19 protein-coding genes and 2 pseudogenes are annotated in these 18,494 nt (G+C 64.0%); 15 read left to right on the top strand and 6 right to left on the bottom strand.

Annotation, left to right across the window (positions count from 1 at the left end):
- The first annotated feature begins 115 nt into the window (after positions 1-115).
- From RN51_RS00850 to RN51_RS00835, 4 genes are all read left to right on the top strand, one after another.
- Complete coding sequence (locus RN51_RS00850) at positions 116-2,890, top strand: glycoside hydrolase family 2 TIM barrel-domain containing protein (protein WP_231579172.1); 2,775 nt, start codon at positions 116-118, stop codon at positions 2,888-2,890.
- Positions 2,891-3,322: 432 nt separating this feature from the next.
- Complete coding sequence (locus RN51_RS00845; RefSeq protein WP_045262155.1) at positions 3,323-3,568, top strand: twin-arginine translocase TatA/TatE family subunit; 246 nt, start codon at positions 3,323-3,325, stop codon at positions 3,566-3,568.
- An 11-nt stretch (positions 3,569-3,579) separates the two neighbouring features.
- Positions 3,580-4,413, top strand: a complete 834-nt coding sequence (tatC, locus tag RN51_RS00840; protein ID WP_231579171.1) for a twin-arginine translocase subunit TatC — start codon at positions 3,580-3,582, stop codon at positions 4,411-4,413.
- A 9-nt stretch (positions 4,414-4,422) separates the two neighbouring features.
- On the top strand, positions 4,423-4,893 hold the full coding sequence (locus RN51_RS00835; RefSeq protein WP_156149052.1) for a Sec-independent protein translocase TatB: 471 nt from the start codon (positions 4,423-4,425) through the stop codon (positions 4,891-4,893).
- 5 nt (positions 4,894-4,898) lie between these two features.
- Here the strand turns inward: RN51_RS00835 and RN51_RS18765 are convergent, their stop codons facing one another.
- From RN51_RS18765 to RN51_RS17870, 3 genes and pseudogenes are all read right to left on the bottom strand, one after another.
- On the bottom strand, positions 4,899-5,114 hold the full coding sequence (locus RN51_RS18765; RefSeq protein WP_052674524.1) for a hypothetical protein: 216 nt from the start codon (positions 5,112-5,114) through the stop codon (positions 4,899-4,901).
- Positions 5,044-5,442: a hypothetical protein gene (locus RN51_RS18625; protein WP_082066188.1), complete on the bottom strand. Its 399-nt coding sequence runs from the start codon at positions 5,440-5,442 to the stop codon at positions 5,044-5,046. Before RN51_RS18625 ends, RN51_RS18765 begins: the two co-directional genes overlap by 71 nt.
- Before the next feature lie 344 nt (positions 5,443-5,786).
- Positions 5,787-6,589: pseudogene (locus tag RN51_RS17870) on the bottom strand (glycoside hydrolase family 2 TIM barrel-domain containing protein).
- Positions 6,590-6,923: 334 nt separating this feature from the next.
- On the opposite strand from RN51_RS17870, the gene RN51_RS00825 reads away from it, so the two are divergent.
- Positions 6,924-7,328: an IS3 family transposase gene (locus tag RN51_RS00825; RefSeq protein ID WP_082066185.1), complete on the top strand. Its 405-nt coding sequence runs from the start codon at positions 6,924-6,926 to the stop codon at positions 7,326-7,328.
- A 564-nt stretch (positions 7,329-7,892) separates the two neighbouring features.
- Positions 7,893-8,801, top strand: a pseudogene (locus RN51_RS18100) (IS5 family transposase); the annotation flags it as partial.
- Between the two features lie 230 nt (positions 8,802-9,031).
- Here the strand turns inward: RN51_RS18100 and RN51_RS00810 are convergent.
- Positions 9,032-11,383, bottom strand: a complete 2,352-nt coding sequence (locus tag RN51_RS00810; RefSeq protein ID WP_045262153.1) for an arylsulfatase — start codon at positions 11,381-11,383, stop codon at positions 9,032-9,034.
- A gap of 255 nt (positions 11,384-11,638) precedes the next feature.
- Between RN51_RS00810 and RN51_RS00805 the strand changes: the two genes are divergently transcribed.
- The gene (locus RN51_RS00805; RefSeq protein ID WP_045262152.1) at positions 11,639-11,980 is read left to right on the top strand and encodes a hypothetical protein; all 342 of its coding nucleotides are present in this window, start codon (positions 11,639-11,641) and stop codon (positions 11,978-11,980) included.
- Between the two features lie 46 nt (positions 11,981-12,026).
- Positions 12,027-12,353 (top strand): hypothetical protein, encoded by a 327-nt coding sequence (locus tag RN51_RS00800; protein WP_045262151.1) that lies wholly within the window; start codon positions 12,027-12,029, stop codon positions 12,351-12,353.
- Positions 12,354-12,477: 124 nt separating this feature from the next.
- Here the strand turns inward: RN51_RS00800 and RN51_RS00795 are convergent, their stop codons facing one another.
- On the bottom strand, positions 12,478-12,912 hold the full coding sequence (locus tag RN51_RS00795; protein ID WP_231579170.1) for a MerR family transcriptional regulator: 435 nt from the start codon (positions 12,910-12,912) through the stop codon (positions 12,478-12,480).
- Here RN51_RS00795 and RN51_RS00790 point away from each other — a divergent pair.
- The 5 genes from RN51_RS00790 (at position 12,911) to RN51_RS00770 (ending at position 14,836) form a co-directional block, all read left to right on the top strand.
- Positions 12,911-13,189, top strand: coding sequence for a hypothetical protein (locus RN51_RS00790; RefSeq protein WP_045262150.1), 279 nt, complete (start codon positions 12,911-12,913; stop codon positions 13,187-13,189). The genes RN51_RS00795 and RN51_RS00790 overlap by 2 nt on opposite strands.
- Positions 13,190-13,246: 57 nt before the next feature.
- Positions 13,247-13,675: an Hsp20/alpha crystallin family protein gene (locus tag RN51_RS00785; RefSeq protein ID WP_045262149.1), complete on the top strand. Its 429-nt coding sequence runs from the start codon at positions 13,247-13,249 to the stop codon at positions 13,673-13,675.
- An 87-nt stretch (positions 13,676-13,762) separates the two neighbouring features.
- The gene (locus tag RN51_RS18850) at positions 13,763-13,987 is read left to right on the top strand and encodes a DUF2795 domain-containing protein (protein WP_082066183.1); all 225 of its coding nucleotides are present in this window, start codon (positions 13,763-13,765) and stop codon (positions 13,985-13,987) included.
- An 80-nt stretch (positions 13,988-14,067) separates the two neighbouring features.
- The gene (locus RN51_RS00775; protein WP_045262147.1) at positions 14,068-14,352 is read left to right on the top strand and encodes a hypothetical protein; all 285 of its coding nucleotides are present in this window, start codon (positions 14,068-14,070) and stop codon (positions 14,350-14,352) included.
- A gap of 67 nt (positions 14,353-14,419) precedes the next feature.
- Positions 14,420-14,836, top strand: a complete 417-nt coding sequence (locus RN51_RS00770; RefSeq protein ID WP_045262146.1) for a hypothetical protein — start codon at positions 14,420-14,422, stop codon at positions 14,834-14,836.
- A gap of 288 nt (positions 14,837-15,124) precedes the next feature.
- Here RN51_RS00770 and RN51_RS00765 read toward each other — a convergent pair whose 3' ends face one another.
- A complete protein-coding gene (locus tag RN51_RS00765; RefSeq protein WP_045262145.1) occupies positions 15,125-16,642 on the bottom strand; it encodes a SulP family inorganic anion transporter in 1,518 nt (505 codons plus the stop codon).
- Between the two features lie 192 nt (positions 16,643-16,834).
- On the opposite strand from RN51_RS00765, the gene RN51_RS00760 reads away from it, so the two are divergent.
- Together RN51_RS00760 and RN51_RS00755 are read left to right on the top strand one after the other, a co-directional pair.
- Positions 16,835-17,188 (top strand): MerR family transcriptional regulator, encoded by a 354-nt coding sequence (locus tag RN51_RS00760; protein ID WP_045262144.1) that lies wholly within the window; start codon positions 16,835-16,837, stop codon positions 17,186-17,188.
- A gap of 353 nt (positions 17,189-17,541) precedes the next feature.
- Positions 17,542-18,494, top strand: a 953-nt coding sequence (locus RN51_RS00755; protein WP_052674522.1) for a TrkH family potassium uptake protein, incomplete at its 3' end; no start/stop codon positions are given.

Here is an 18,494-nt window from a genome sequence, read left to right as displayed (position 1 = left end):
TCTCCGCGCCTCGGCTCCGTCGGCGCACCCAAGATTGAGGACAAGCATGCTTCCTGTCGTCGGCCCTTTCCGACCCTGGACAGACCCCACACAGACGGCTATCGGGCGGCTCCCTATGACGACCCGCGGCGTTGAGGCGAGCGACATCACGCTGGATGGCACGTGGTCCTTCCGCTTGTTCGATACGCCGGACGACGTTCCGGTCGATGCGCTGAATGGCGACACGGACGCCGTCGGATGGCACGAGGTCGCGGTGCCGGGCAACTGGACCTTGCAGGGTGTCGGCGACCTCCCTCACTACACGAACATCGTCATGCCCTTCGACGGGCCGCCACCGATCCTGCCGGCGCGCAATCCGACTGGTGTCTACCGTCGTTCGTTCGTGGCGCCGGAGCGCGCGGACAGTTCGTGCATCCGGATCTGTGTCGGCGGGGCCGATAGCGTGCACGTCGTCTACCTCAATGGCCAGTTCATCGGGTACGGAACGGATGCTCGCCTCGACAGCGTGTATGACGTCACCGACCAGGTTCGCGATGGTGAGAACGAGCTCGCTATCGTCGTGGTCCGCTTCAGCGCGCACAGCTACATCGAAGATCAGGATGCGTGGTGGATGGCCGGGCTCCACCGCCCAGTGCATCTGATGATCAGACCCGCTGATCGCCTCGAAGACGTGCGAGTGGAAGCCGATTGGGATCCCACGGCGGGCACCGGGTCGCTGCACGTACGTGCCGTCGCGGCTCTGGAAAGGCTGGAGGCGGGATGGTCGCTGCGCGCAACAATCCGTGACGCGGCCACCTCCGTTGCTGTCGCGCATCCCGCAACAGCTCCCGTGGATGTCGATCACACGACCACCTATCAGTTCACCGATGTCGGCGGCACCGTCAGTCTCGACGCGCTCGCTGTCGAGCCCTGGAGCGCCGAGAGCCCGACGCTTTATACCTGCGTGATCGATCTCCTGAACCCCGAGGGTGACGTCGTCGACACCGTCACTCAGCGCGTGGGCTTTCGGAGAGTTGTCATTGACGGCCCTGATCTGCTCGTCAACGGCCAGCGGGTCTGGATCCACGGCGTGAACCGACATGACCACCACCCCGATCGCGGAACCGCGGTCACCGTGGATGACATGCGCGCGGACCTCGTGCAGATGCGTCGCCACAACATCACCGCGATCCGGACCGCGCACTACCCGAACCGGCCGGAGTTCCTGGACCTGTGCGACGAGCTGGGCTTCTATGTCGTCGACGAGGCGGACATCGAGTCGCACGCCTACAACTGGCACCTGTGTGACCGTCCGGAGTATCGAGAAGCGTGGGTGGAGCGCGTCGCGCGCATGGTGCAGCGTGACAGGAATCACCCCAGCGTCATCATATGGAGCCTCGGGAACGAGTCCGGCTATGGAGCCAATCACGACGCTGCGGCTGCCTGGGTGCGCCGCTCAGAGCCGACCAGACCGCTCCACTACGAGGATGCGACTCGTACGCAGGGGTGGATCGACGGCGGTCGTCAAGCGACGGATGTGGTGTGCCCGATGTATCCCACCGTCCCCGAGGTGGCCGATTACGGTCGCGCTGTGGCGGACGGCCGCGCAGATAGGCCGTTCATCATGTGCGAGTACAGCCACGCGATGGGCAACGCGAATGGCTCACTCGCCGATTACTGGGACGTGATCCATTCCTACCCCGGGCTGCAGGGAGGCTTCATCTGGGAGTGGAAAGACCATGGGCTCCGTCATCCTGACGCCGCCGATCGTCGGCTGCACTACGGAGGCATGTTCGGCGACAACCCCCATGACGGAAACTTCATCGCGGATGGACTGGTGTCCTCTGACCTGACGCCTCATCCCGCCATGACAGAGGTGTCGTGGGTCTATCGCCCCGTTGCGACGTGGGTCGAGGATGGCCACCTCTTTGTGGAGAACCGTCGGTCATTCGCATCCTTGGACGACCTATACGCACGCTGGGTTTTCACCGACGGCGACACAGAGATTTCGGGTGACCTGGAGGGCGTCGATGTGCCACCGGGTGAGTATCGGAGCATCCCTCTCCCCATCGCCCTTCCGCAAGACCTCGGGGGCGTACTGACCGTCCGCTGGTACCTGCGCGACGCGAGGTGGTTCGCTGAGGCGGACCATCTCGTCGCCTGGGACCAGTACATCGTCGAAAGCCCGATCGACGGCCGGTCGACAGGCGCACCCGTCGCTGACGGAGCCATCGTCGCGGGCCCTATGCCGCAGCTATGGCGGGCTGCGGTGGACAACGATGGATTCAAGCTCATGCTCGAGTGGGCAGCCGCCGAATCCAAGGGCAGCCAGCGGCTTCACAAGTGGCTGCAACAGGGGATCGACAGCATGGCGCCGACGGACCTCATCGAGTACGACCGTGAGTTTCAGCCCGGCCACGAATCGCATACCTTCACGATCCCGAACGACCTGGTGGGACTGCCTCGCGTGGGAGTTCGATATGAGATCGACCCTCGATTCACCAGGATGCGCTGGTTTGGTCGAGGGCCGGGAGAAAACTACGCGGACCGCAAGCGCGGGAGCATGATCGGCCTCTGGGAAGCCGGCATCGACACTCAGCCCTACCTCGTTCCTCAGGAGTACGGATTGCGTACAGACGTCCGCTGGGTCGAACTGATCGACCCAGCCAAGGGAGATCGGCTGCGGATCGAGACTTCAGGGGAGCCGTTCTCGTTCTCGGCGGTTCGACATACCGCGGAAGAGTTGTATAACTCCTCGCACGAAACGGAACTCACCGAGCATCCTCATCTGATCTTGAGCTTGGATGCCGCCCACCGCGGCCTGGGCAACGGCGCATGCGGTCCTGAGCCGCACGAGGAGTACGAGATCGGCCCGGGGACGTACACACTCGCCTACACGATCACGCGCTGACACCGTCGAAGAAGTCCTCGCGACGCCGCTCGTTAGGCGGAGCGACGACCTCATGGGCATCCGATACGTTTGAGAAATCGGTTTAACGATGGGATGGTCAATGTCGACATCTCACCAATCGCCCCGCGTGGGCCAGCAACGACTCGCCGTGAGCCGCCTTCGCGACGTGGACGCGGGCGAATCGAGCGCTCCCAGGCTCGAGCCGGACTCGGGTTTCTCGCACCATTTCTCATCGTGTTTGCGCTGGTGTTCATCGCCCCATTGCTGTACGCCGTCTACCTGAGCTTGTTCAGGACGCAGCTCATCCGACGGTGTGCCGAGGGCTATATCACTCTAGAAAACCGGTTGCGCAGATCCAGATCCCGATCTACACTCAGATCACATCGTCCGCCCGCCGCACAGGAGCGGGGCGCACAGCAAAGGAGCACTTCGATGTTCGCAAACCTGACCGGGTGGCACATGATCATCCTTCTAGTCGTCATTCTTCTTCTCTTCGGTGCGGCCAAGCTGCCCGCACTAGCCAAGAGCGTGGGCCAGTCCGCTCGCATCCTGAAGGGCGAGATTCGCGAGTCGCGCGCAGAAGACCAGGCGAGCACGGATGTGGCAGAGACGTCACAGCAGCACGGCAGCGCGCCTATGGCAGCGCCGCGGGCCGCCGGCCCTCGGCCGACTGCGTAGCGGGTTCAGCCGTGGTGACTCTCGTCCGGTCGCGCCGGGGCCAGGGTGATCGAAGCAAGGGGACGATGCGCCTTAGTGCTCACCTCGCAGAGTTGCGTCGCAGACTGTTCATCTCCTTCATCGCGCTGCTGGTTGCCGCCGTCGCCGCTTTCGCGCTGACGGATCCGATCATTCACTTCCTCGCGTCGCCGATCCGAGGCATCGCCGCCGATCAGAGTGACTCTCTGACTGCTTTGACATTTACCACGGTGACGGCCGCTTTCGATCTTCGGCTTCGCATCGCCATTGCAGTCGGCGCCATCGTTGCTTGTCCAATATGGCTGTTGCAGATCTGGCTGTTTCTCGTTCCCGGTCTCACTCGACGCGAGGTGCGATGGACACTCGGATTTGTGTTCTCAGCGATTCCTCTATTCATTGTGGGGTGCGCCACAGGGGTGCTGATCGCCCCGCACACAATCACATTGCTGGCTTCCTTCGTTCCTGAGGGGAGTGCACTGTTACTGCAGTCGGCGTACTACTACGACTTCGTTCTCAAGCTGATGCTGGCTGTAGGGGTCGCGTTCTCGGTGCCGGTGTTCCTCGTAATGCTCAATCTCTCCGGCCTGGTCAGTTCACAAGGACTGCTCCGTGGGTGGCGCGTCGCAATGGTCGCAGCCGCCGTTTTCTCAGCTCTTGCGACGCCGGCTGCGGATGTCATCTCGATGCTGCTCCTCATGGCCGCAATCACCACGCTGTATTTCGGCGCATGGTTCGTGACGGTGCTCCTAGAGCGCCGGAGCCGTCGCGGCCTCGAGCGCTCGCCCGTCGCCGGCGCCGCGATCGCGCAGGGCGACGTTGCCGACTAGGAGACGATCATGTACTTCGGACTCACCATCGAGAAACTGCTTCTCATCGCCCTCCTCGTGGCACTCATCATCGGACCCGAGCGGCTCCCGGCATACGCGGAGTCGGTCAGAAAGTGGATTCGAGAGGGGCGGGATCTGGTGCGAAATCTCGCCGATCGCGCCAAAGGCGAGCTTGGATCCGACTTCGACGACGTCGACTGGCGCTCTCTCGATCCACGGCAGTATGACCCTCGACGCATCATCCGTGCCGCGCTGCTCGAGGCGGATTCGCCCACGACACGACCATCCTCCGATCTGCAGTCGGCGGCTTCAGGCAGATTGCGTCCCGCGCTCCCAGCGGCGATGATGCCGAAGAACTCGCGGTCGGCAGCTATTCCCGTCCTCGACGTGACCGTGCCCGATCAGGGGATCGCGTCAGACGCGGCGGGCGCGGCAGCGGAGTCGGACGATCCGGAGACCTCGACCGGCGGTCGCGAGTAGTCCCTTTAGATCTCCCCGAATCGGAAAGAGAACGTCCGCGCCGACGGTCGCAGTGCATGTCGCGGCTCGACATCGGGACCGCACGCCCGAGAGCCGAGACTATGCACCGCATCATCGAGATGGAGGTGATCGCGGGATGATTCGGGGAGGTCATACGGATGCTGCGCAGCGTCGATCTCGTGAGCGGACCAGCGTGAGAACACGAAGCCCGGCTGGCCCATCCGCCCCCGGGCCCGAGGCGATCCTCAGCCCGCGGCCGTCTGCGTCGGGCAGCTTGAGGTAGCGATCGTTCGCGCGGTGACCGGACTCCTGCGGTCGGGCGTGCATCGTGTTCATCGCATCGATATGGCCGGTATGGGTTCCGAGCCGTGCGCCGAGAGCCATGTCCAGATAGCTATCTCCCGGCCCGTCGCCCAACCAGGCCACCTGGTCGAATGTCGAGGGAACCGTGAAGTGCACACCGTCCCGTGGCCACGTCGAGTCCCATTTGGCATCCGGGCGACATCGACCAGGAGAAGGGGCTCGCTGAACGCAGGGCGTGCCACTCATAGCTCACCCGCAGCTGAGCCGCCTGTCGGCCGCCGCGACGACGGTGTCCACCCTCAGCGTGGCCGCGCCGCGCTCGATGCTGGTGACGCGATGGCGATGCCGGTCGAGTCCGCGTTGACGCCAACGTTATTCCGAGGAGTCTGCGGGCACGTGCCCGAGTCCGCGGTGCGTCGATTCGGGAGCACCCAAATCATAAGAGCCGGCTCCCTTGCCGCAATCGTTGTTGGTGGGCGCGCGTCACAGCTCGAGGAACGGTCCGTCGACGGCAATCCCCAGCAGAGAGCGAAGCAAACCTGTCGCGGGATCGAAATGTGCCGCGTCGCAGGACAGCTACTCGAGGACGGTCACTGAAGCGCTGGGTGCCACAGGGGCGAGTGCGATGCTGGCCACCTCGTCGAAGTCGGCGCGAGCGACGATGTGGCCGGCGGCGCCCACGAGGCGTCTCGGCGAAGCGCCGCTTTGACGCTGATCCACGCGTCAGCGTTGGTGACCGCCTTCCGGATGAGAGGTGGGATGGCAAAGCGCATCTTGTGGCCCGGCCGAAGATCGTCGGTCGGCAGCTCAGCCCGGACGATGGAGCCATCATGTCCGTGTACTGCGGTCGTCACGACGTACACCGCGGCGCTCTGCGAATGCGCCCGATTGTGAACATGAATACTGTCGTCGTCGGTGAATCGAAGCGGCGCCGAGACCGCGGCGAACTCCACGAGTCCGGCCATCGGCGTCCCATCGGAGAGCACCAGGCCGTCGATGACGAAGTTGCTATCGTGCACCTGCTCGCCGAAGTCGCCGCCATTGGCGAAGTATGCGCCGTGTGTCGGGTCATCTACCGCGAGCCCGTGGTCGCGCCACTCCCAGTGAACCCGCGGTGCAGGCGCGGTTGACTCCGCGGTTTCCTTGTACCAGTCGAGCCCGCCAGGGCCCGTCCCGGCCGCGGCGCCGTACTCGCACATCACCATGGGTCGCGACCTCGAAAGCACAGACCCCGCCGGTGCACACGCGAAGACGTCTCCCTCATTGGCATCGATGACCGCCAGCTCGGCGGGGGTCGGGTACATGCGCGAGTAAACGTCGTGTATGCGCCCGTATAGTCGCCTTCGTAGTGGACGGGCCTGCTGGGATCACGCCGCTTCGTCCACGATGCCATCGCTGCGAGGTTCTGCCCGTGCCGGACTCGTTGCCGAGAAATGACATGACGATCGACGGATTCGCCGACTGGGTGGGGAACCCGAGTGAGGACGGTTTGACCAGCTACCAGGTGACTAAGCTCACCGCCCCGAAGTTGAACGTCTCGACCGAGTCGCTGCGACGCTGGATCGAGCAGGCCAGCATCGATGATGGCTCCCGGCTCGGGGTTACGACCGACGGGCAGGCGGAGATCCGCCGGTTGAAGCGTGAAAACGAGGAATGCGGCGCGCGAACGAGATCCTCAAGACCGCGTCGACATTTTTCGCTGCGGAGCTCGACTGGCCCACGCAGAGATGATCGCTTACATCGACATGTATTGCGACCAGTTCGGGGTCGAGCTCATATGCCGCACCCTCGGTGCGACAGAGGGTGGGTTCCTCACCTCCCGCGGATACCGGGCCGCACGGACCCGACCCGCGTGCGATAGGCGGCTGCGAGATGCGGAGCTGATCTCCGTCATCACGCGGCTTCATGCAGACAACTACGGCGTCTACGGGGCCAGGAAGATCTGGCACGCGATGCACCGGGAAGGCTGGCGCATCGGTCGTGACCAGATTGCTCGTCTCATGCGCGAGGTCGGGCTCATCGGCGTGACTCGTGGCCGCACACCACGCACCACGATCCCCGCACGCGTCCCTAACCATCGTCCGGACCGCGTCGAGCGGCGCTTCGTCGCCGACGGACCGAACCGGCTCTGAATCGCAGACATCGCCTACGTCCGAACCACGGCAGGGTTCTGCTACACCGCGTTCGTCACCGACGTGTTCACCGGAAGATCGTCGGCTGTGCAACCCGCGCCACGATGCGCACCGAAGACCCTCCGCCGGAAGCTCTCGGACACGCCCTCGTGAGCGCGAGAGACCACGCCATCGACGGGCTGGTCCATCACTCGGACCGTGGCAGCCAGGGCGAATTCAACCGGTCGTCGTAACACTCTGATCTGAGGCGTGGTGATGGGACGTCCGGCGGGATGGTTGAAAGAGTTGACCGGGCGGAATCCGATGGTTTCGCCGGGGCAGCCGGGTACCCGGCGGGGCATCGAGCGAGAGGTCGGGAACATCGGGCGCGGTGTCTCGTCCGAGGACGCTGCGGTCGCGGTGGGCGTGTCGGCCGCGGTCGGAGCACAGTGGTTCCGGCAGGGTGGGGGGCATGCCCACGTTCACTCTCGCCGACCCGGGCGGCCGGTATCTCTCGCTCGTTGAGCGGGAGGAGATCGTGCTTCTGAAAGCGCAGAAGCACGGGGTGCGGCCTAGGGCGTGTTGATCAAGAGGTTTCGGTTTCGCGTGCGCGAGTCTTGGATCGTGACGCGACAGGAGATCTCTCACGAGGTGTGGGCGGTGTTGGAGCCGTTGATGCCGACGGTGACGGGGCGCTCCCGGCCGTGGACGGATCATCGGCTCGCGGTCGAGGGGATGGCTTGGAAATACCGCACCGGCGCCCCGTGGCGCGACGTGCCTGAGCGGTTCGGTAAGTGGAACTCGATCTACAAACGGTTCAACCGCTGGGCTCAGGAAGGAACCTGGGAGAAGCTGCTCGCCGAGGTGCAGAAGCAGGCGGACGCTGTGGGGAAGATCGACTGGGTGGTCTCGATTGACTCCACGATCGCGCGCGTACATCAGCATGGTGCATCCCTCCCGCGCGACACAGGGGGCTCCGCCGAATCACAGGCATCCGTGGGCCGAGCCGCCTGACCATGCGATTGGCCGCTCCCGCGGCGGCCTGACAACGAAGGTGCACCTGGTTGCCGACGGGCGTGGCAGGCCGTTGGGGATGGTGCTCACCGGAGGCAATACCGCCGACACCACAATGCTGGTTGCCACGCTCGATGACATCTGCGTGCCTCGTAGCAAAATGGGACGACCGCGGACCAGGCCGGAGCGGGTACTGGCCGACGAGGGCTACCCATCGAGAGCGAACAGGGCTTGGCTGCGCGCCCACCGTATCGCCGCGACCATCCCCGAGCGAGACGATCAGATCGCCCACCGCCGAAAAAGCCCGGCCGGCCCATCGACTTCGGCGAAGAACAGAAGCAGCGATACAAGGGGCGCAACGTCGTCGAACGCTGCTTCAACAAGCTCAAGCAATGGCGCGGGATCGCCATGCGATCCGACAAACTCGCGCGCAACTACAGAGGCGCGATCTGCCTCGCCGCCACGCTGATCTGGATCAAGACTGACTCAATCACCACGGCCATAGAGCGTGGTGGCGAGCAAGGCCCCGTCCGTGATCTCCCCCTCGAATCGGGAGGTGTCCTCCGATAAATGGTGTCTATCGACTCGACCCGCCATCGGCCCAGCCCCATCGCGGTCCTTTGGCTATCGTTGAGACGCCTGGCGGCTGCTCTGAGTTGTGCAATCGCCGGGCGTTTCGCGTCGTCAGCTCGGCCTGCCGGCCGCGCTGATCAGTCCATCTTGGTGGCGAGTTCGAGCCGTTCCGCTCCGGTCGGCTCCGGGGACTCGCCGAATTCGAAGGTGACCGATTCGATGGTCCCGGTGAACTCGAAGACGCCGCGGTGTCCGTAGTCGTCGCACACCGGGGACCGGCTGTCCATTCCGACGTCGAAGCACTCGGTGCCCGCGCGAAGCGGGATCTGGCGGTCCACACGGGTTTGCGTCACCTGGGCGCCGTCGACGTAGACCGTCACGGTGGCAGGCGCCCCGGGCCGTGGAGCATCGGGGGCGAAGTCGACAACGATCGTGTGATCGCCAGGTTCCAGCGGTTCGTCGGCGACGGCGTCGTACCTCTCGATCCCGAAGTAGTTGTAGTGGTATCTGACCTTGCCCTCCCACAGGAACACGGAGAACCCGGCGCCGTCTCCGCCGAGGGCGAAGATCACGCCTTCGGCGCCGCCGTCGGGGACCGTGATCGGTGCGGTGATCTGCATCGGGACACCGATGAACTTCGGCCCGGATCCTTCCGGTTGGCGCACCATACCTGGATAGAGCGTGACCTTCTTGCGGCCGAAGTAGTAGCTCGGGCGTAGTGTCACGTCGAGCCGTTCGGCGAAACGGTCGTCCAGGGGCAGCACGTTGTACTTGGCGGCGTCCGCGACGAACATATCCTTAAGTGCTTGCAGACGCTCGGGCTCCTTCTCGGCGAGATCGACAGCTTGGCTGAAGTCTTCGCGGAGGTTGTAGAGCTCCCAGGTGTCGTCGTCCCACGGGAACGTCCCGGCAGTCTGCCAGGGCAGGCGTCCGTGACGACAGCTGGCGATCCAGCCGTCGTGGTACATCGCCCGGTTGCCATACATCTCGAAGTACTGGGTCTCGTGACGGCCGGGGGCGTCGGCGTCGGCGAAGGTGTAGGCGAGGCTGGTGCCCTCGATCGGTCGCTGGCTGACTCCGTTCACCTCGACAGGTTCACGGATGCCGACGACCTCCAGGATTGTGGGCATGATGTCGATGACGTGGCTGAACTGGGACCGCACTTCGCCCTTGCCCTTGATCCGTTCTGGCCAGGAGACGATCATCGAGTTCCGGGTGCCGCCGAAGTGTGACGCGATCTGCTTGGTCCACTGGAACGGGGTGTCGCCGGCGTGCGCCCAGGCCGCAGAGTAGTGCGGCGAGGTGCCCGGCATTCCCCAGGTGTCGTAGAACTGCATTGCCTCGTCGATCGTGACCTGCTGCCCGTTCAGACTCATCAACTCGTTCGGCGTGCCGATCAAAGACCCCTCGCCGGAGGATCCGTTGTCGCCGATGATGTACAGCACGATGGTGTTTTCGAGCTCGCCGAGCGCCTCGTAGGCGTCGAGGACCCGGCCGACCTCGTGGTCGCAGTGCTCGAGGAAGTCGGCGTAGTTCTCTGCCTGGCGTGCGAACAGCCGCTGGTGCTCGGCGGGTTGGCTATCCCAGGACGGGATCTCTTCGGGCCTCTCGGTCAAGGTGGTGCCTTCCGGGATGATCCCCATCCGCAGTTGGTTGGCGTGCACCTGGGTGCGGTACTCGTCCCAGCCCATGTCGAAGCGGCCTTCGTTGCGGCCGCGCCAGTCCAGCGGCGGCTGGTGCGGAGCGTGAGCGCACCCGGTGGAGAAGTAGGTGAAGACGGGCCGGTCTGGGGCGATCGTCTTCTGCTCGCGGACCCATCCGATCAGATCGTCGGCCAGGTCGGTGGTCAGATGGTAGCCGTCGTCGGGCCGGCCCGGCGCCTCGACGGCTGTGGTGCCGCGGAACAGGGAAGGGTAGAACTGGTCGGTCTCACCGGAGATGAAGCCGTAGAAGTAGTCGAACCCGCGCCCGGTCGGCCAGTTCTCGAAGGGCCCGGCCGGGCTGGTCTGGTTGTCGGGGACGTTGTGGTTCTTGCCCCACCAGCCTGTCGCGTACCCCGCCGATTTCAGCAGTTCGGCGATCGTGGCGGTGCTCTTGGGGATGATGCCGCAGTAGCCCGGGTATCCGGTCGCCATCTCCGAGATGTTGCCGGAGGCGACCGAGTGATGGTTGCGGCCGGTCAGCAGTGCCGCCCGGGTCGGCGCGCACAGTGCTGTGGTGTGGAACTGGTTGTAAAACAGGCCGTTGCCGTGCACGCGCTCCGCGTTCGGCATCCGCACCAGACCACCGTTGACGCTCGGCCAGCCGAATCCGACGTCATCTACGAGCACCAGCAGAATGTTCGGCGCCCCCTCTGGCGCCTCCTTCATCGGCGGAAAGTCCGCCTGGGAGTCCGCGACAAAGGTATTGATCACCGCGTTCGGAAACGTCCACTCCGGCTCAGGCAGATGAAAACGGTCCTGATGAATCGGAAACCCATTGGTAGCCATGCCGCCATCCTGGCACCGGAGCATGCTGTCGCGGAAGACTTCACTGGGCCGGATCCGGGCCACCACCCGATCATCGGTTTGAGGCCCGCTGACGAGGTCGGAGCGTTCAGGCACTACGGAACCGGCCGGCAACTTGATCAACACCGCCTAGGCGGGGTCTGTGATCGTTGCGCGCACCGTGGAAAGATGGGCCGTCATGAGGTGCCCACCTAGCGGTAGGTCCGGGCATGAAGGTTTGATGCATCGAGGATTCTGATGGGCACGTTCATCTACGAAGGCGGAGTCAAGACCGAGGTGGAAGACCGCGCTCTGACTCACTTGCAGATCGTCATGACGGCAAAGTTGCGGCGGGGTGAACCGTTCAGCTTCACCTGGCGGGAAGATATGAGCGTGGGTGGTGGCCGCGTGACAGTGTGGGTCCACAGCGGGAGTTCACTGGTGTTCAAGTATCACGGCAGCCGTCAACCTTCGATCAACCGGGTGTGGATCGACGCGCTCGGATTGACCGCGAGCGCACCGAGCGGCCTCTATCTCATCCCGGAACCGGGGGACGGGGGCGCCTCAACGGAGAAGCTGGACATACCTGAGCACGTGTAGCGGTTGCCCGTGCAGCGATCCTGCGGTAGCCGGTAGAGTCGCTCGCATGGCCACTCTGCACTACGGCGGAGGCGATGACCCGATCCACATCGAAGATCGGGCTCTCGCCCACCTCAAGATCGTCATCGCTACGAAGCTCCGCCGTAACGAAAGCTTCACGCTCTCGTGGAGGCACCCTGACGACGAACCAGGCGGCCGCTCCACGATCTGGCTGCACCCTTCGATCCCGTTGCGATTCACGTTCGACGCGCCCGAGCCTCCGCAGCTGAACATGAAGTGGATCGAAGACCTGATGCACTCCGCGAACTCGTCCGGAGGCATCCAACTCGTCGACGAGGTTCTGGACGGCGCCTCCGCCGCTACCCAGCCTTGACACGGGAATCGCTCACCCCGCGAATCAAGATCCGTGTATCCCGCGTGCGACAGGTATAGCACACCGGAGTGAGCGACCTTCGCGGATGTGCGCGTCGTACTTAATGTTCGTATCGCCTTTCGGACTATCGAGGCTCGTGGCGGTCGAGAGACGCTCGGAGTTCCGCATTTTCATCCTGGAGGCCCATGACGTGGCCGATGCCGGTCAGGTTGACTCCATCCGTTTGGAGCTCGGCGATGCGGCGCATTCGATCGATGTCCTCCGCGCTATAACGGCGAGTCCCGCCCTCTGTGCGCGCGGGGTCGATGAGGCCTTTGCGTTCGTATAGGCGCAACGTTGCGGGAGGCAGGTTGAGGAGTTCAGCCGCGATGCTCATGGTGTACACCGGTCGGGTGTGCGCAGAGGAGTCCATGCGGAAATTCTCCTCTCCCGCTTGCGTCACGTCAATCATCGGGTGTACAAAATATGTAGCAAGTGATCCACATCTCTCACAGGGCTCGGTGCCGGATTCTCCGACACCGTGGCAGTTGTCGATGAAGGTATGGAGGTGATCTTCCATGACAGTAGCGGACCCGATCGATACGACATCGGCCGCGTTCCTGGACATCATCTGCGCGGATCCCGACTGGGTCCGTGCCGAGTTCACCCAGGTCGTGTCCTACCTGATGACTGTCTCCACCACGACCGCCCTCTCACCGTCCCAAGCGAGTGAAGTCCCCGCAGACTCGCGCTGGTCGGGGCGATTGACGGGCACTGCCGAGGACAGCTTTCATCACGTGATTCGGGAGCGGGTACGCGCGCCTCCGCAGGTGTGGCCGCACGGCCCTCGCAGCTGATCATCACTGTCAGACGGCGTGTCGTGCCGTCACTCACTGGAAGGAGATTCTTTCACCGTGTCGATGTCTTTTGATCCTTTCAGCCAGCTGGACCGGATCGCACAGAGCGTTTTCGATACCAGCCGGCAGCCTCGCCTGATGCCCGTGGACCTGTTCCGGGAAGGCGACCGCTACGTTCTCAACGCTGACCTCCCCGGGGTTGATCCGGGCTCGGTCGACGTCGACGTCGACGGTCACCTCCTCACGATTCGCGCAGAGCGGACGGAGGCGAGCCGTGACAACTCGCGCTGGTTGGCACAGGAGCGCCCGTTCGGGTCCTACGTGCGCCGGTTCACCATCGGTGACGACGTGGACGCCCAGGGCATCAGCGCCACCTACAACAACGGTGTGCTCAGCGTGATGATCCCCATCGCTGAACGCGCCAAGCCACGCAAGATCCAGATCGAATCCATGAGCTCCCACGACGCCAAGGCAGTCACTGCCTGACCCCATCGGAGCCCAGCCGGGCGGCGGGGGTGGTCGCACCCCTTCTGCGACCACCCCGCCGCCCCCTCTCCCCAGGACGGACAACCCATGCCACTCCCCACGTCTCTTCACCGATTCCTCACGGACATGGAATACCCCGCCACGCGGGACGATCTTCTCCGCGAAGCCGCCCGCGATGGACTCGACACACACGACCGTGCACTCTTGCAGGATCTCCCCGAGCAGACCTTCGATGCTGCCTGGCACATTCGCCTCACGCTCGCCCGACGGACCTTCGCAGGAACCTCCACACCGTCTCTCGCGAACGCCTAGTCCCCTGCACTCTCCCATCGCGCTGGCACGTGGTCGCCTGACCTGCAGCCGCTCGGCGACTACTGAACATGGATGATGAAATGAACGAACTGACCGAAGCGCGCTTCGAGCTCCGCAAAGTAGCGGAAACCGAATGGCTCATCCTCGATCACAAGTACGAAGCCAACGACCCTCGACGCACCGTCGGGTGCGTCTATGAGGTCGACCAGAACGAGGTCGAAGTGATGTGGATGCGCACCCTGCCCGTGGCAACCCGATACATGTCACCCACCGATGCGCTCACCGACGTACGGCGAGTGCACGAGAAGACGCGGTCGACGCGCCCGATCACCATCCCACACCTGCCGCCCCTGCTCGCCACATAGCAACCGCTCTTGATCGGACCGAGCGGTCAAACTGGTGAGCACGGTGCGCACCTGCCACGATGGGGTCATGGGAGTCAACGATGATCAGTTGTCCCAAGCCCAGCATTCGATCGGCTTTTATCGTGTGGCGCTTGAGACCGACGCAGAGACCCGATTCTCCAGTAGCTATCTGGCGGCTGGCGCCGTCGCATCTGAGTGCAGCACTCGTCTGGACGGGTATACGTTCATCGTGATGGCCTGGCCTGCCCGCTTCGCCCCTCGGGCAGATCGCCGATCCGCGCACGCGGGACATGTGAACGTGTACCTTGACGGGCTATTCCTCGAACAGTCTTCGTGGCAGCGAACCGAAGACGCATGGGTGGCGGCGGTCCACGTGAACACGCAGGTGCAGGTCACGGTCTCCGTCGTCGGACGAATTCGAGAGCTCCCCGCGGATCTTGCTCTCACCCGCGATGCCCCGCCCCTGCAGGTGCGCTCGAACTAAACTCGATGTTGGTCGCAGGCCGGCCGCTCGATCCCCTCACGCACAGTCAGAGCCGTTCGTAGTTTTCAGGTGCTGCAGCAGCTCCGTGGTGAGGAGAACTCTGATGAACTTTCAATCCGTCTTTGGCATCGTTGCTGTGCTGTACGCGGATCCAATCAGGTAGCACTTTCGGTTGCGACGCCTTCGGGGCAGGTCAATGGCGATGCCCGACGGGACAAGCACCACCGGGGAGAAGATGCCGAGCGTCAATGTCGATGCGGATACGATCCTCCTCTGGGTAGTCGTGGCTCAGTGCCCGGCGCCGAGGTTGCCGGTGAGGCGTCCGTGGAAGGCGGCGGCGGCCTGGTTGAGCCCTTCGATGGTGAGGTTCTTTCCGTGGCTTCCGTACTTGGTGACGATCGCGTCGAGGGCCGCGACGGTGGACGCGTCCCAGACGTGGGATCGGCTCATGTCGATGACCACGGTCTCCGGATCATCGGCGTACTCGAACTCTGTGGTGAGATCGTTGCTCGAGGCGAAGAACAGTTCTCCATCGACGGCATAGTGCGCTGTCGTGCCGGAGCCGTCGATGGTGCGGGTGACGGTGACGAAGTGCGCGACCCGGCGGGCGAACATGATCATCGCGGCGATGACGCCGAGGATGACGCCGACGGCGAGGTTGTGCGTCCAGACGGTCGCGATCACGGTGATGAGCATGACCGTCGTCTCGCTCTTCGGCATCCGCTTGAGGGTGCTCCAGCGGATGCTGTGCCAGTCGAAGGTCGCGATCGAGACGAGGATCATGACGGCGACGAGCGCAGCCATGGGGATGATCGCCACCACGTCGCCGAGGGCGAGCACGAGGATGAGCAGGAAGACACCGGCGAGGAAGGTGGAGATGCGGGTGCGCGCGCCGGAGGCTTTGACGTTGATCATGGTCTGGCCGATCATCGCGCAGCCGCCCATGCCGCCGAACGCGCCGGAGAGAATGTTCGCGGCTCCCTGGCCGAGTGCCTCGCGGGTCTTGTGAGAGTGGGTGTCGGTGATGTCGTCGACGAGCTTCGCGGTCATCAGCGACTCGAGCAGGCCGACCACGGCCATAGCCAGCGCGTAGGGGGCGATGATCTGCAGCGTCTCGAAGGTGAGCGGCACATTCGGGATGAACAGCGCCGGCAGGCTCTCGGGGAGTTCTCCCTGATCGCCGACGTTCGGCACGTTCCAGGCGAAGACGATGACGGCCGCGGTGAGCAGCACGATCGCGACGAGCGGCGCCGGGATGACCTTCGTGATCCGCGGCATGAGGTACATGATCAGAAGGCCGACGGCGACGAGGGGGTAGACGAGCCAGGGGACGCCGATGAGCTGCGGGAACTGCGACGTGAAGATGAGGATCGCGAGCGCGTTCACGAAGCCGACCATCACTGAGCGCGGGATGAACCGCATGAGCTTGGCGACACCGAGCAAGGCGAGGATGATCTGGATGAGTCCGCCGAGCAGGACCGTGGCGATGAAGTAGTCCATGCCGTATTCGCGAGCGACGGGTGCGATGACGAGTGCGATTGCTCCGGTGGCCGCGGTGATCATCGCGGGGCGTCCGCCGAGGAATGCGATCGCGACCGCCATGATGAACGATGAGAACAGGCCGAGGCGCGGGTCCACTCCCGCGATGATCGAGAAAGCGATCGCCTCGGGAATCAGGGCAAGGGCGACGACGAGGCCGGCGAGGACTTCGCGGGTCAGAAGGCGCGGGCTGCGCAGTGCCTGCATGACGGTGGGTTCGATGCGGTAACGCGACGCGGAGTCGTGGGTGGGTGTGACGGCAGTCATGTGCCCTCCGGGTGTTGGGCTCTCTCGTGAGAGCGGGAGACGAGTGGGAGCGCAGCGGGGCGCAGGCGTCGGTCAGCCCGACAGGGGAAGATGAGGGGTTCGGCGCGAGAGCTGCGCCGAACCAGACTCTAACGTAACGTGAGTGTTGTGGAAAATCGGGATAGAAGGCGGCTGGTGAGCACACAAGAAACCATGCGCATCGGTGAAGTCACCGAGCGCACGTCCCTGTCTCTGCGCACGCTTCGGCACTGGGAGGACGCGGGTCTTGTGGCGCCGTCCGCGCGTACCGGGGGCAACTTCCGGCTCTACACCGAGCAAGACATCGAGCGGCTGCTGCTCATCCGGCGGATGAAACCACTCGGCTACACCCTCGACGAGATGCGCGAGCTATTGGACGTCGTCGACGCCCTCGCACTCGCCCCCGACGATGCCCTCCTCCGCACGTGTCTCGATGACATCCGGGAGGGTGCTGCGTTGCGCCGCGAAAAACTCGCCGGGCAACTTGCTATGGCCGACGAGTTCGTAGGCCTGCTTCGGCGCCTTTAATGCAGGGGCGAAGGCTCTGCACGTCGTCTTTGCGGGCTTGGCAGTGACGGTTCCGTGCATTGAAGGTCGCCGCCCCTTGGGGCGATCCCATTCGCACACCCCGCGATCCATGCATTGGTGACGTGATGTCAGGAAGGGAGTGAGCCTGTTCTCCCGAGTGACGAAGAGGGCTAGCGTGAAGGCACGATGGGTCGGGTCAGCGGTGTTCGGCGACGCGATAGGAGGATGAGGTGATGCGACCAGAGCCCTCGGAATCGAAGAACCGATTGTGGGGGCCCCTGAGATGGGTAGCCGATATCCCGCGCCGCTCGCCCGCACGAGCGTCAATTGGCGTATTCCTGCTCGCTGCGGTGATGTTCACCGGGCTGTTGAGACTGCCGATCGCCGCCGCCGACGGTGTATCCGCCCCTTGGGAGAACGCCGCCTTCACGGCATCATCGGCGGTAACGGTCACCGGGCTGACTTCCGTCAATACCGGGACGTCCTGGACGTTGTTCGGCCACATCGTCATCCTGATCGCCATCCAGACCGGCGGCCTAGGAATCGTTACCGTCGCACTGCTGCTCACCCAGGCCGTGACGCGCAAGCTGGGCCTCGGCGGTCGCGTTTTCGCCCAACAGATCATGGGCGCCACGCCACTTGGTGACGTCAAACGGCTGCTCAGCATCGTGGTGCTCACGACTCTCGTCATCGAGGGAGCGCTGTTCGTCCTCCTCCTTCCCGCCTTCATTCTCGAAGACGGCTGGATCAGCGGACCATGGCACGCGTTGTTCTACGGCGTCTCCGCATTCAACAACGCGGGCTTCGCCCTCGCCCCTGACGGGCTAGTCGCATACGAGAACAACCCATGGATCCTGACGATCCTCGCGATCGGTGTCCTCGCAGGGAGCCTCGGATTCCCCGTCTACCTCGCCGTGATCGCGCACCTCTGGGGCCGGGGGAAATGGTCCCTTCACACCAAGCTCACCGGTATCACCACCCTGGTCCTGTTCCTCGTCGGCTCGGTCACGTGGGCGGCCAGCGAATGGAACAACACCGAAACAATCGGCACCCTGGATCCGCTGAACCGGATCCTGCACGCCTTGTTCGCCTCGACGATGATGAGATCGGGTGGATTCGCGATCATCGACACAGAACAGTCGACATCAACGACCCTGCTGCTCACCGACGCTTTGATGTTCGTCGGTGGCGGATCCATCTCCACTGCCGGTGGCATCAAGGTCACCACCCTCGCGGTGCTCGTCCTCGCGATCATCGCAGAAGCCCGAGGCACGAAAGACATCGCGATCTTCGAACGACGCCTCCC

The organism is Microbacterium oxydans, from assembly GCF_000956405.1.
Classification (GTDB): Bacteria; Actinomycetota; Actinomycetes; order Actinomycetales; family Microbacteriaceae; genus Microbacterium; species Microbacterium oxydans_C.
The sequence above is the reverse complement of the archived record's forward strand: the minus strand, read 5'-3'. Positions and strand labels throughout refer to the sequence as shown.

What these genes read in the sequence shown, in the direction of transcription:
- RN51_RS00835 (WP_156149052.1), top strand. Translation starts at nt 4,423, where the DNA reads ATGTACTTCGGACTCACCATCGAGAAACTGCTTCTCATCGCCCTCCTC.
- RN51_RS00810 (WP_045262153.1), bottom strand. Translation starts at nt 11,383, where the DNA reads ATGGCTACCAATGGGTTTCCGATTCATCAGGACCGTTTTCATCTGCCT.
- RN51_RS00790 (WP_045262150.1), top strand. Translation starts at nt 12,911, where the DNA reads ATGACAGTAGCGGACCCGATCGATACGACATCGGCCGCGTTCCTGGAC.
- RN51_RS00845 (WP_045262155.1), top strand. Translation starts at nt 3,323, where the DNA reads ATGTTCGCAAACCTGACCGGGTGGCACATGATCATCCTTCTAGTCGTC.
- RN51_RS18765 (WP_052674524.1), bottom strand. Translation starts at nt 5,114, where the DNA reads ATGGGCCAGCCGGGCTTCGTGTTCTCACGCTGGTCCGCTCACGAGATC.
- RN51_RS00800 (WP_045262151.1), top strand. Translation starts at nt 12,027, where the DNA reads ATGGCCACTCTGCACTACGGCGGAGGCGATGACCCGATCCACATCGAA.
- RN51_RS00775 (WP_045262147.1), top strand. Translation starts at nt 14,068, where the DNA reads ATGAACGAACTGACCGAAGCGCGCTTCGAGCTCCGCAAAGTAGCGGAA.
- RN51_RS00795 (WP_231579170.1), bottom strand. Translation starts at nt 12,912, where the DNA reads ATGGAAGATCACCTCCATACCTTCATCGACAACTGCCACGGTGTCGGA.
- RN51_RS00805 (WP_045262152.1), top strand. Translation starts at nt 11,639, where the DNA reads ATGGGCACGTTCATCTACGAAGGCGGAGTCAAGACCGAGGTGGAAGAC.
- RN51_RS00770 (WP_045262146.1), top strand. Translation starts at nt 14,420, where the DNA reads ATGGGAGTCAACGATGATCAGTTGTCCCAAGCCCAGCATTCGATCGGC.
- RN51_RS18625 (WP_082066188.1), bottom strand. Translation starts at nt 5,442, where the DNA reads ATGAGTGGCACGCCCTGCGTTCAGCGAGCCCCTTCTCCTGGTCGATGT.
- RN51_RS00825 (WP_082066185.1), top strand. Translation starts at nt 6,924, where the DNA reads ATGATCGCTTACATCGACATGTATTGCGACCAGTTCGGGGTCGAGCTC.
- RN51_RS00765 (WP_045262145.1), bottom strand. Translation starts at nt 16,642, where the DNA reads ATGACTGCCGTCACACCCACCCACGACTCCGCGTCGCGTTACCGCATC.
- RN51_RS00850 (WP_231579172.1), top strand. Translation starts at nt 116, where the DNA reads ATGACGACCCGCGGCGTTGAGGCGAGCGACATCACGCTGGATGGCACG.
- RN51_RS00760 (WP_045262144.1), top strand. Translation starts at nt 16,835, where the DNA reads ATGCGCATCGGTGAAGTCACCGAGCGCACGTCCCTGTCTCTGCGCACG.
- RN51_RS18850 (WP_082066183.1), top strand. Translation starts at nt 13,763, where the DNA reads ATGCCACTCCCCACGTCTCTTCACCGATTCCTCACGGACATGGAATAC.